The following is an 11,544-nucleotide window of genomic DNA, read 5'->3' as shown; positions in this document are numbered from 1 at the left end:
GGCCGCAGCGTTCCTATGGCGACCGTCCCCAGGGTGACCGGCCGCAGCGTTCCTATGGCGAGCGCCCTCAGGGTGACCGGCCGCAGCGTTCCTCCAGCGACCGCCCCGGACGCTCCTTCAACGACAGCCCGCGTGGTGACCGTCCTCAGCGGTCCTACGGCGACCGCCCGCCGACCGACCGTGCCCCCGGCGGACGGCCCGATCGTGGCCCGCGTCCCGACCGTGCGGCCCGCCCGGACCGCGGCGGCCGTCCCGACCGGGGCGGTTCGCGCGGTCCCGAGCGCGACCCGGCGACCGAGGAGGCCTGGCGCGCCGAGCGTGAGGCCCGGCTCGCCCGCCGCGGCCCGGCCCGTGCCGTCGACGGCCCGCCGCCGGAGGTGCCGGACGACGTCACCGGCGGTGAGCTCGACAAGAGCGTCAAGGCCGAGCTGTCGGCGCTGCGCCCCGACACCGCGAAGGACGTCGCCCGTCACCTCGTGATGGCAGGCCGGCTCCTCGACGAGGACCCGGAGGCCGCCTGGCAGCACGCCGTCGCCGCCCGCTCCCGCGCCGCGCGCCTCGCGTCGGTGCGTGAGGCGGTCGGGCTCGCGGCGTACGCGACCGGTCGCTACGCCGAGGCGCTCGGCGAGCTGCGCACCGTGCGCCGGCTCACCGGCTCCAACGTGCACCTGCCGGTCATGGCCGACTGCGAGCGCGGCATGGGCCGCCCCGAGCGTGCGCTCGAGCTCACGGTCTCCGACGAGGCCCGCCGCCTCGACTTCGACGGCCAGGTGGAGATGCTCATCGTCGCCGCCGGCGCCCGGACCGACCTCGGCCAGCTCGACGCGGCCGTCGTCACGCTCCAGGTGCCCGAGCTGAAGTCGAAGACGAAGGCCACCTGGCTCGCGCGGCTCCGCTCGGCGTACGCCGACGCGCTGTCCGCCGTCGGCCGCACCGACGAGGCCCAGGAGTGGCTGCTCCGGGCGCTCGAGGCCGACGTCGACGGGGAGGCCGGCATCGCCGACCGCCTCGCAGAGGACGAGGGACTCGTCTTCGAGGACCTCGGTGAGGACTTCGAGGACGACGACGCCGCGGTCGACGAGGGCGGCGACCTGCTGCCCGAGTCGGTCCAGGCGGTCGAGCCCACCGCGGCGGCGCCGGTGCCGGACGCCGACCTCGCCGAGGACTTCGACGACGTGGACGTCGACGTGGACGTCGTCGACGACGAGCCGGCCCCCGCACCGGTCGCCGCCCCGCCGGCCCCGGCGACGACGGGCCTCTTCCAGGAGCCCCCGGTCCTGTCGACGTCGGACGACGACGCTGACGACGACGACCCGGACGACGAGCCCACCGGCGAGGAGGCCAAGGCGTGACCTCGGGCGCCCTCCGGACGACGTCGGCCGGGCTGCCCGGCTCGGCCGACCCGCTCGTCACGGCGTACGACCTCGCCGTCCTCGACCTCGACGGCGTGGTCTACGTCGGGCCGGACGCGGTCCCGGGCGCTGCCGACGCGCTCGCCCGGGCCCGCACCGCCGGGATGGCCCTGGCGTTCGTCACGAACAACGCCTCGCGGCCGCCGCAGGCGGTCGTCGACCACCTCGTCCGGCTCGGGGTCGAGGCGCACCTCGACGACGTCGTCACGTCGGCGCAGGTCGCCGCCCGGATGCTCGCGGACCGGCTGCCCGCCGGCTCGCCGGTCCTCGTCGTCGGTGGCGAGGGCCTGCGGATCACCCTGGTGGAGAACGGGTTGCGCCCCGTCGGCACGATGGACGACGCGCCGGTGGCCGTCGTCCAGGGGTTCAGCCCGGACATGACCTGGCGCCTCCTCGCCGAGGGCAGCCGCGCCGTCCGGGCCGGGCTGCCGTGGATCGCGTCGAACCTCGACATGACCTTCCCGACGCCCCACGGCCCGGCCCCCGGCAACGGCGCGCTCGTCGGCGCCGTCGCCGCGGCGGCGGGCCGGCGGCCGGACGACGTCGCGGGCAAGCCCGCACCGGGCTCCTTCCACGAGGCGGCCCGGCGCAACAGCAGCACCCGGCCGCTCGTCGTCGGGGACCGGCTCGACACCGACCTCGAGGGCGCGGTGAACGCCGGCATGGACGGTCTCGTCGTCCTCACCGGCGTCAGCACCGCGAGCGACCTCCTGCTCTGCTCGCGGGCGGTCCGCCCGACGCACCTCGGCCGCGACCTCGACGCGCTGCATGTGGCGCACCCGGCCGTCGACCCGCAGGACGTCGACGGCCGCACCACTGCGACGTCCGGCGGCGCGGCCGTCGCCGCCGACGGTGACGTGCTCTCCGTCGTCCGCCCGGGCGACGACGCGCTCGACCTGCTCCGTGCGGGCTGCGTCGCCGCCTGGACCGTCGTCGACGCGGGCCGCACGCCCGACGTCACCGGCGTCCTCGCGGCCCTGGCGGCCCTCGAACCCGACGCCGCGTGGGCGCGGTAGCGTGGCAGGCCGACGGACGGAAGGGGTGCCCCGGTGAGTGAGCCGACCTACGGCGCGACCGCCCAGCACGACCAGGGCGCGCACGACGACTCCCAGGTCGTCGACGGGTACGGCGACGACGTCCAGGTCGTCGACGACCTCGACGAGGGTCCGCTCGACGGCATGGTCGACGGCATGGTCGACGGCACGGACGGCGGCCCGGTCGACGTCCCGCAGCCGCCGCAGACCGGCGACGCCGGGGTCGACGACGCCGTCGCGCTGCTCCGGGACGCCGTCGCGGGGCCGCTCGACGGCCAGGTCGCCGCGTACGACGCCGTCCACCGCGCGCTCCAGGACCGGCTGGCCGACGTCGAGGGATGAGCAGGCTCCGCCGCCTCGACGCCGAGCTCGTCCGCCGGGGCCTGGCCCGTTCCCGTGAGGTCGCCGGCGAGCTCGTCGCCGCCGGCCGGGTGAGCGTCTCCGGGCGGACGGCGACCAAGCCGGCCACCCAGGTCGACCCGGCCGCGCCCATCGTCGTCAACGACGTGGACGACGACCCGCACTGGGCCAGCCGCGGCGCGCACAAGCTGCTCGGCGCGCTCGAGGCCTTCGCACCCGACGGCCTCGCCGTCGAGGGCCGGCGCTGCCTCGACGCCGGCGCGAGCACCGGGGGCTTCACCGACGTCCTCCTGCGCCACGGCGCGGCCCACGTCGTCGCCGTCGACGTCGGCTACGGCCAGCTCGTCTGGCGCCTCCAGCAGGACGAGCGGGTCACCGTGCTCGACCGGCAGAACGTCCGCGAGCTGACGCCGGAGCTGCTGCCGTACGCCCCGGACCTCGTCGTGGGGGACCTGTCGTTCATCTCGCTGCGCCTCGTGCTCCCGGCGCTCGCCCGGTGCGCGGCGGCGGAGGCCGACCTCGTCCTCATGGTCAAGCCGCAGTTCGAGGTCGGCCGTGAGCGGCTGGGCTCCGGCGGGGTCGTCCGCGATCCGGCCCTGCGGGTCGCCGCCGTGCTCGAGGTGGCGGCGTCCGCCGTGCCGCTCGGCCTCGGCGTCGCGGGCGTCGCGGCGAGCCCTCTGCCGGGCCCGAGCGGCAACGTCGAGTACTTCCTGAGGCTGCGCCGGGGCGCGCCGGACGTCGACCCCTGGACCGTCGAGCGTGTCGTCGCCGACGGTCCGCAAGGATGAGGGTGATGAGCACCGAACCGCGACGCGTCGTCGTCCTCCCGCACATGGGCCGCCCGGCCGCCGTCCAGGCCGCGGCGGACGTCGTCATGGGTCTGCACGCCGCAGGCCTGCAACCGGTGTTCTTCGGCGACGAGGCCGGCAAGCTGCCCGAGGCCGCGCAGGCGGTCGTCGAGATCGCAGATGCCGAGTGCCCTCTGGACGACGCCGAGCTCGTCGTCGTCCTCGGCGGCGACGGGACGATCCTGCGGGCCGCCGAGGTGGTCCGCGGCAGCGACGTCCCGCTGCTCGGCGTCAACCTCGGGCACGTCGGCTTCCTCGCGGAGGCCGAGCGCGACGACCTCGCCGAGACCGTCGAGCGGATCGCCGAGCGCCGGTACGAGGTCGAGGAGCGGATGACGCTCGACGTCCTCGTCGAGCTCGACGGCCGCGAGATCGGCCGCACCTGGGCCGTCAACGAGGCGAGCGTCGAGAAGGCCAACCGGGAGCGGATGATCGAGGTCGTCCTCGAGGTCGACGGGCGGCCGGTCACCGAGTTCGGCTGCGACGGCGTCGTCCTCGCGACGCCCACCGGCTCGACGGCGTACGCGTTCTCCGCGGGCGGACCGGTCGTGTGGCCCGAGGTCGAGGCGCTGCTCATCGTGCCGCTGTCGGCGCACGCACTGTTCGCCCGCCCGCTCGTCGTCGCGCCGACGTCGGTGTCGGCCGTGGAGCTCATCCCGCCGTCCGGCGGGGTGCTCTGGTGCGACGGCCGACGCAGCCTCACCCTGCCGCCCGGCGCCCGGATCGAGGTCTGCCGCTCGGCGCTGCCCGTGCGCCTCGCGCGGCTCGCCCGCCCGCCGTTCACCGACCGGCTCGTCGCGAAGTTCGGCCTGCCCGTGCGTGGCTGGCGGGGCCGCTCCGCGGCGGAGTCGCGGCGTACCAGGGTCGCGGCGGCCGCGGCGGCCGTCGACGAGCAGCGCGACGCCGGCGCCTGACCCCGACGGTCGGGTCAGACGGAGACCACCGCGAGCCGCAGGTCCGCTCCGCCCTCGAAGCTCCCGACCAGTGCCGGCCCTTGCGGTGCGTCGCCGAGCCGACGCATGACCGTGAGCGTCCAGCCGGCGCCGGGGACCGTCGTCCGGTCGGGGCCGTCCGTCGGCCGCACCGCGTGAGCCGGGTCGTGCGCGGGTACGGACGGCACGCCCGCACCGCGCACCGTGGCGGCGGGCTCGCGGGTGACCTCCGTGCCGTCGGCGCGTCGCAGCAGCAGATCGGCCTGCCGGCCGCCGGTACGGATCGTGTCGAGCACCGTGGCGACGAAGACCGGGTCGGCGCAGGCGTCGTGGACGTACCGGGTGCCCAGCGCGGAGTGCTCCATCGTGCCCAGCAGGGCGTCCGCGGCCGTCGGCAACGGTGCACCGCGGTAGGTCACCGGCACGAAGAGGGTGGAACCGGTCGCGGACCCGAAGAGGAAGCACTCCATGCCGACCTGCCCGGCCGGGTCGTCCAACCGGAACGAGCCGACGGGCCCGCGGTCCGCCTGCCCGTCCCACCACGATCTCGTGCGGAGCCAGGGGTCGATGATCTCGTCCTTGCGGGGCGAGATCGTCGCGTCGTGGAGGAGCGCCATCCGGTCACCGTACCGACCGGCGACGACGCGGCACGTCGCCCCAGCGCCTGTGGATGACGAAAACGCTTCCGGCCCGGACGGGCACCGTCGATTCCGACACATGTTCGATTCCTGGGGACAACTCCCACAGGTTGTCGTCTCCGCCGCCTAGGCTGCAGCCGTGCTCCTCGAGATGCGCCTTCGTGGGCTCGGCGTCATCCGGGACGCCGTGCTCGAGCTCGGCCCCGGCCTGACCGTCGTCACGGGTGAGACCGGTGCCGGCAAGACGATGGTCGTGACCGGGCTCGGCCTGCTCATGGGCGGGCGGGCGGACGCCGGTGCCGTCCGGGAGGGGGAGCAGGGGGCCTTCGTCGAGGGCCAGATCCTGCTCGACCCGGCCGGGCCGGCCGCCGCCCGCGCCCTCGAGGCAGGCGCCGTCCTCGACGACGGCGACGTCCTCATCATGTCCCGCACGGTGAGCGCCGAGGGGCGCAGCCGGGCCCACCTGGGCGGCCGTTCGGTGCCCGTCGGGGTGCTCGGCGAGCTCGCCGACGAGCTCGTCACCGTGCACGGGCAGAACGAGCAGATCCGGCTCAGGTCGACGGCCCGCCAGCGCGAGGCGCTCGACCGGTTCGCCGGTGACGCCGTGGCCGTCCCGCTGGCTGCCTACCGCAGCGCCTGGGCGCGGTTGCGCGCCGTCGAGACCGAGATCGACGAGATCACCCGGCTCTCCCGCGAGCGCGCGCAGGAGGCCGAGCTCCTGCGCCTCGGCCTCGCCGAGATCGAGCGGGTGGACCCGCAGCCCTCGGAGGACGTCGAGCTGCGCGCCGAGGCGCAGCGGCTCGCCCACGCCGAGGAGCTCCGGACGGCCGCGACGACCGCCCACCTCGCGCTCGCCGGCGACCCGGACGCGTCGTCGGACGCCGCCGACGTCACCGCCCTGCTCAGCGAGGCCCGCCGCGCGCTCGAGGCGGTGCGGCACCACGACGAGGACCTCGCCGGCCTCGCCGACCGGGTCGGCGAGCTCGCGTACCTCGCGGCCGACATCGCGGCCGACTGCGCCGCGTACACCTCGGCCGTCGAGTCCGACCCGATCCGGCTCGCCGCGATCGAGGAGCGCCGCGCCGTCCTCAAGAGCCTCACCCGGGCGTACGGGGAGGACATCGACGGCGTCCTCGCCTGGGCCAAGACCTCCGGCGCCCGGCTCGGCGAGCTCGACTCGGACGACGACCGCATCGAGGGGCTGCGCCTCGAGCGCGAGTCGCTCCGCACGACGCTCGGCCGGCTCGGCGGCGAGATCAGCCACGCGCGTCAGGTCGCCGGTGCCCGGCTCGCCGACCTCGTGAGCGCCGAGCTCACCGAGCTGTCGATGCCCGACGCCCGGCTCGTCGTCGAGGTCCGGCAGCGCGACGACCTCAACGGCCTGCCCGTCGTCGAACCCGTCCCGAGGGCCAAGGGGGCCAAGGCCGTCGCCGCCGCGAAGGCCGCGGCGTCCGCGGCCGCGGCAGCGGGCACCGACGGGCCGCGGCTCCTCGCGGCCGGCCCCGACGGCGTCGACGAGGTCGAGCTCCTGCTCGCGCCGCACGCCGGTGCGTCCCCGCGCCCGCTCGGCAAGGGCGCCTCCGGCGGTGAGCTCTCCCGCGTCATGCTCGGTCTCGAGGTGGTCCTCGGCGCCGTCGACCCCGTGCCGACGTTCGTGTTCGACGAGGTCGACGCCGGCGTCGGCGGCAAGGCGGCGATCGGCATCGGCCGCCGGCTCGCCCGGCTGGCCGCGACGTCCCAGGTGCTCGTCGTGACCCACCTCGCGCAGGTGGCCGCCTTCGCGGACCGGCACCTGCTCGTCGTCAAGAGCAAGGACGGCGAGGTCACCGAGAGCGGTGTCCGGCTCCTGGACGACGAGGGCCGGGTCCGTGAGCTGGCCCGGATGCTCGGCGGGATCGAGGAGTCGGACAGCGCCCAGGCCCACGCCGAGGAGCTCCTCACGTCGGCGAAGGCCGACCGGGCGCTCGGGTAGCCGCATGCGCGTCGAGCCGTTCTCCGTCGACGTGCCGGACCCGGTCCTCGAGGACCTGCAGGACCGCATCCGACGCACCCGGTGGCCCGATGCGGCGCCGGGGCAGCCGTGGGAGCAGGGCGTCGACCTGGACTATCTCCGCGGCCTGCTCGGGTACTGGGCCGACGGCTTCGACTGGCGCAGCGCGGAGCGCCGGCTCAACCGCTACGAGCACCGGGTCGCCGACGTGGACGGCGTGCGGATCCACTTCGTCCACCACCATCGCCCCGGGGCGGGGCGGATGCCGCTGATCCTCACCCACGGCTGGCCCAGCACGTTCGTGGAGATGCTGTCGCTCGTGGACCGGCTCGGTGACCGGTTCGACCTCGTGGTCCCGTCGCTGCCGGGATACCTGTTCTCCGAGCGGCCGGCCCGGGCGGGCGTCGACCGGGCTTTCGTGGCGGGCCTGTGGCACACGCTCATGCAGGGGCTGGGGTACGAGCGGTACGGCGCCCACGGCGGGGACTTCGGTGCCGGCGTCGCGACGTCCATGGCCCTCGCGCAGCCGCAGCGGATGACCGGGATCCACCTCAGCACCCCCGAGATGTGGCCGTACACCGGGCCGGGCTCGCCGCCGCTCACGGTCGAGGAGCAGACGTACGTCGACCACGTCGCCCGCTGGGACGAGACGGAGCGCGGGTACAGCGCGGTGCAGTCCACCCGACCGCAGACCCTCGCGTACGGCCTCACCGACTCCCCGGCCGGGCTCGCCGCGTGGGTCCTCGACAAGTGGCGCTCCTGGTCCGACAGCGACGGCGACCTCGACGCACGGTTCGGTCGCGACGCGCTCCTGACCATGCTCACCCTCTGGTGGGCGACCGGGTCGATCGCCTCGTCGATGCGCGACTACTACGACAACCGCTGGCACGGCAGCCCCATCGGGCCGGACGACCACGTCCGCGTCCCGACCGCGATGGCGTTGTTCCCCAACGAGTTCGTCCCCGAAGGGGAACCCCCGCGCTCCTGGTACGAGCGGCTCTACGCCGTCCGGCGCTGGACGGCCCACCCCCGCGGCGGCCACTTCGCCGCCGCCGAGGAGCCCGACCTCCTCGCCGGGGACATCGCCGAGTTCTTCACCGGGCCCGACGTCCTGGCCTGAGCCGTTGGTGCCGTCGGCGTGTGACTGGCCGCGGTGTCGGCTCGCCGTTGCCGGGCCAGGTCTGGTTGCCCGGTCCTTTATCGGTTTGCCGGTCGGTCCCGCGGGTGAGGACGATGAAGCGTGCTGTCGTTCGAGGCGCTCGTCGGCGAGGCCGAGGCGGCCGACGTCACCGGCTGGGGCTTCGGGTGGCTCGAGGGGCGGGCCACGGAGGAGCGACCGCCCTGGGGTTACGCGGGGCTGCTCGCCGAGCGGCTCGGTGCCGTGCAGTCGGCGCTCGACGTGGACACCGGGGGTGGCGAGGTCCTGGCCGGGGTGCCGCGCCTGCCGCCCACGATGGTGGCCACCGAGGGGTGGCCGCCGAACGTGGAACGGGCCCGACGGCTGCTCGGCCCGCGCGGCGTCCAGGTCGTCGAGACCGTGGAGGGTCGGCGCTGGCCTGTCGAGGACGGCTCGTTCGACCTCGTGACGTCGAGACATCCGGTCGCACCGGACTGGGGCCAGATCTGTCGCGTGCTCGCACGCGGCGGGTACTACTTCGCCCAGCACGTGGGACCCGGGTCGGCCTTCGAGCTGATCGAGCACTTCCTCGGACCGTTGCCCCGACAGCGCGCCGGACGGCATCCCCAGGCGGAGGTCGCGGCGGTCGAGGCTGCGGGGCTGGTGGTCGAGGACCTGAGGACCGCACGCTGCCGCATGGAGTTCCACGACGTCGGTGCCGTCGTCTGGACCCTGCGCAAGTGCGTCTGGTGGGTCCCCGGCTTCTCGGCGGCGAGGTACCTGGAAGGGCTGCTGGCCCTTGACCGGGACATGCGGCGAGGGCGGCCTTTCGTCGCGCACTCGACGAGGCACCTGATCCTCGCCCGCCGCACATGAGCGCCGGGCCGGACCTGCCGGATCTGGTCGTCCCGGCTGCCTTCGTCGAGCAGCGGGCCGCCCGGTGCGGCGAGGCCGGCCGGGCGTGGGCTGCCGCGATCCCCGCGACGGTGGCGGACGTCCTCGCCCGCTGGCGGCTCCGACGGGACCCGCTGGATCTCCGCGTCCGGTTCGGGGACCTCGCCGTGACGGTCCCCGTCCTCACCGGGGCGGGCAAGCGTGCCGTCCTCCGCGTCGCATGGCGGGACGGCTCCGCCGAGGCGGTGATCCGGGCCCTCGTCGCGTGGGGCGGCCGCGGTGTCGTCGCCCTGCTGGACGCCGACGCGGATGCCGGCGTCCTTCTGCTGGAACGCCTCGACCCCGACCGCTCGCTGCACGTCCTCCCGCTCCAGCGCGCCAGCGAGGTCGCGGGACATCTGCTGCGACGGCTCGCGATCGACCCGCCTGCTGGGCTCGTCACCTCGGCGGAGGTGGCCGCGGCGGCCGCGGGATCGTTCGTGGAGCGCGACTCCAGGCTGGGCGGTCCCGTCCCCGGACGGATCCTCTACGCCGCTCTCCATGCTGCGCAGGCCGTGTGCCGACCGATGCAGCACCGTCTGGTCCACGCCGACCTGCACTACGGGAACGTGCTGGCCGGTGCCCGGGAGCCGTGGCTCGCCATCGACCCCCGGCCGGTCGCCGGGGACCCGGAACTGGGCGTGGCGGAGCTGCTGTGGACCAGGTACGCCGACCTCGACGAGCCCGGCGACGTCCTTCCCCTGCTGGTGGGGATCGTCCGTGCAGGACACCTCGACCAGGTCCGGGCTCGCGACTGGGCGCTCGTGCGTGTCGTGGACTACTGGCTGTGGGGACTGGAGAACGGGCTCACCATCGACCCGCCGAGGTGCGCGCGGATCGCCACCGTGCTCGCAGGCGCGTGACCGTTCGCCCATGCCCGACAGGGAGGGTCGATAGCGTGGTGATCATGAGGAGCCAGGACGGGTACGTCGAGTACTCGGGCTTGCCCGCGGGTGGTCTGGTGGCGGCGTTCATGGCGGTCTGCCTGGTCGGCGTCGTCGCGGCCGCGGTCCGCGGCGCGAGGGCCGGGCGGGGCCGCCGACCCGTCGCCGTGGTCATGCTGGGGTGGTCGGTGCTGTGGTTCGCGGTCGCTTGGTATCTCGTCGCGCCGGCGCGGGCCACCGTCGACGGGGCGACCGTCGAGTGCGCCTCCCCGGCAGCGGCGTCGACGACGTACGGGGTCCCGGACGACTCCTCGATGTCCGACGCCGCCGTAGCCTGCCGGACCGCGGGCCGATGGCGGCTCGGGCTCCTGGTCGTCCTCGCGGCCGGGGGCACAGGGGCCGCCGTCGCGGCGCTGCACCTCGCGCCGCGGAGCAGGGCAGCGGTGACGCCCCGGTCGTCCTGATCACGTGACGGGGCGTCCGTAGCTGACGCGCCGGACGAGCACCTCGAACGGGCCGCGGTGGCCGCCCCGCCGCAGCCGGTCGGCGAGGAGCACGGTGGCCAGCCAGGTCAGCACGGCGAGCAGGGCCGTCGTGCTGGTCGTCAGGGTGCCCGACAGGTCGAGCAGGAACGGAGTGAAGGCCGTCGCCCACACGACGGACTGGGCGAGGTAGCAGGTCATCGAGCGCTGACCGGTGGCGACGACGGCGTCGAGGAAGGGCCGCCGGCGGGCCGTCTGCAGCCGCAGGGCGAGCAGGCCGAAGAGCGCGGCCCAGCCGAAGCCGCCGAGGGTCCCGGTCGCGTCGTGGAGCGGGCCGATCGTGTTGAGCACCGCCTCCTGCGGACGGGGGAGGACGCCGGCGATCACGAGCGCGACGGGTTGCGCACCGAGCACGGCGGCGCCGATCCCGAAGGTCGCGGTGACCCGCAGCAGCGTCCGGTGCCGCTCGGGCTGCTCGAGGATGCGCCGTCGTCCGGCCAGGAGCCCGACCGCGAACGGGCACGCGAACCCGATCGGGCCGACGAGCGCGACGAAGAGCGACACGGGAGGCCGGGCCGTGAGCATCGCCCACAGATCCGGCGGCAGCATCGAGGCGTCCGGCGGGAGCGTGCTCGTCGCCAGGGAACCATCGCTCGGCAGTGCCGTCAGCACGAAGAAGAGGACGGCGACCGTGACCAGCCACCGGTCCCGCCACCGCACCATCCACGCCCCGAGGAGGAGCAGAACGCCGTAGGCGGTGAGGATGTCGCCGACGAACAGCAGGACGGCGTGCACCACCCCGACGCCGATGAGCACGAGCGAACGCCGCCACAGCACCCGCCGCACCCCGCGCGGCCCCCGCCCCGCCTGCCTCTGCGCGATCCGGGCGACCCGGGCGACGACGATGTCCGGCA

General features: G+C 75.4%; 12 protein-coding genes. 10 read left to right on the top strand and 2 right to left on the bottom strand.

Features of this window, described 5'->3' with window-relative positions; genetic code table 11:
- The first annotated feature begins 377 nt into the window (after positions 1 to 377).
- From ECOMGDLI_RS35705 to ECOMGDLI_RS33095, 5 genes are read left to right on the top strand one after another with little or no spacing between them, the layout of a single operon-like run.
- The gene (locus ECOMGDLI_RS35705; RefSeq protein WP_088321086.1) at positions 378 to 1,352 is read left to right on the top strand and encodes a hypothetical protein; all 975 of its coding nucleotides are present in this window, start codon (positions 378 to 380) and stop codon (positions 1,350 to 1,352) included.
- Complete coding sequence (locus tag ECOMGDLI_RS33110) at positions 1,349 to 2,428, top strand: HAD-IIA family hydrolase (RefSeq protein WP_198955406.1); 1,080 nt, start codon at positions 1,349 to 1,351, stop codon at positions 2,426 to 2,428. The genes ECOMGDLI_RS35705 and ECOMGDLI_RS33110 overlap by 4 nt, the downstream gene beginning before the upstream one ends.
- A gap of 33 nt (positions 2,429 to 2,461) precedes the next feature.
- On the top strand, positions 2,462 to 2,788 hold the full coding sequence (locus ECOMGDLI_RS33105; protein WP_088321084.1) for a hypothetical protein: 327 nt from the start codon (positions 2,462 to 2,464) through the stop codon (positions 2,786 to 2,788).
- Entirely contained in the window at positions 2,785 to 3,594 is an 810-nt protein-coding gene (locus ECOMGDLI_RS33100; RefSeq protein WP_088321082.1) for a TlyA family RNA methyltransferase, read from the top strand. Before ECOMGDLI_RS33105 ends, ECOMGDLI_RS33100 begins: the two co-directional genes overlap by 4 nt.
- A gap of 5 nt (positions 3,595 to 3,599) precedes the next feature.
- Positions 3,600 to 4,568, top strand: coding sequence for an NAD kinase (locus ECOMGDLI_RS33095; protein WP_088321090.1), 969 nt, complete (start codon positions 3,600 to 3,602; stop codon positions 4,566 to 4,568).
- 14 nt (positions 4,569 to 4,582) lie between these two features.
- Here the strand turns inward: ECOMGDLI_RS33095 and ECOMGDLI_RS33090 are convergent, their stop codons facing one another.
- Positions 4,583 to 5,203: a hypothetical protein gene (locus tag ECOMGDLI_RS33090; protein WP_088321080.1), complete on the bottom strand. Its 621-nt coding sequence runs from the start codon at positions 5,201 to 5,203 to the stop codon at positions 4,583 to 4,585.
- 172 nt (positions 5,204 to 5,375) lie between these two features.
- Between ECOMGDLI_RS33090 and recN the strand changes: the two genes are divergently transcribed.
- From recN to ECOMGDLI_RS33065, 5 genes are all read left to right on the top strand, one after another.
- Positions 5,376 to 7,196 (top strand): DNA repair protein RecN, encoded by a 1,821-nt coding sequence (recN, locus tag ECOMGDLI_RS33085; RefSeq protein ID WP_198955407.1) that lies wholly within the window; start codon positions 5,376 to 5,378, stop codon positions 7,194 to 7,196.
- Between the two features lie 4 nt (positions 7,197 to 7,200).
- Positions 7,201 to 8,334, top strand: a complete 1,134-nt coding sequence (locus tag ECOMGDLI_RS33080) for an epoxide hydrolase family protein (protein ID WP_088321076.1) — start codon at positions 7,201 to 7,203, stop codon at positions 8,332 to 8,334.
- Positions 8,335 to 8,454: 120 nt separating this feature from the next.
- The gene (locus ECOMGDLI_RS33075) at positions 8,455 to 9,207 is read left to right on the top strand and encodes a class I SAM-dependent methyltransferase (RefSeq protein WP_088321074.1); all 753 of its coding nucleotides are present in this window, start codon (positions 8,455 to 8,457) and stop codon (positions 9,205 to 9,207) included.
- A complete protein-coding gene (locus tag ECOMGDLI_RS33070) occupies positions 9,204 to 10,127 on the top strand; it encodes an aminoglycoside phosphotransferase family protein (RefSeq protein ID WP_088321072.1) in 924 nt (307 codons plus the stop codon). Before ECOMGDLI_RS33075 ends, ECOMGDLI_RS33070 begins: the two co-directional genes overlap by 4 nt.
- Before the next feature lie 44 nt (positions 10,128 to 10,171).
- Positions 10,172 to 10,612: a hypothetical protein gene (locus ECOMGDLI_RS33065; protein ID WP_143448082.1), complete on the top strand. Its 441-nt coding sequence runs from the start codon at positions 10,172 to 10,174 to the stop codon at positions 10,610 to 10,612.
- On the opposite strand, the gene ECOMGDLI_RS33060 is transcribed toward ECOMGDLI_RS33065, so the two are convergent.
- Positions 10,613 to 11,544 (bottom strand): DUF418 domain-containing protein (locus tag ECOMGDLI_RS33060; RefSeq protein ID WP_143448081.1); only part of this gene is annotated, 932 nt, incomplete at its 5' end. It lies immediately after the preceding gene.

This window comes from Kineosporia sp. R_H_3 (assembly GCF_002198675.1).
In the GTDB taxonomy this organism is placed as follows: Bacteria; Actinomycetota; Actinomycetes; order Actinomycetales; family Kineosporiaceae; genus R-H-3.
The sequence above is the reverse complement of the archived record's forward strand: the minus strand, read 5'-3'. Positions and strand labels throughout refer to the sequence as shown.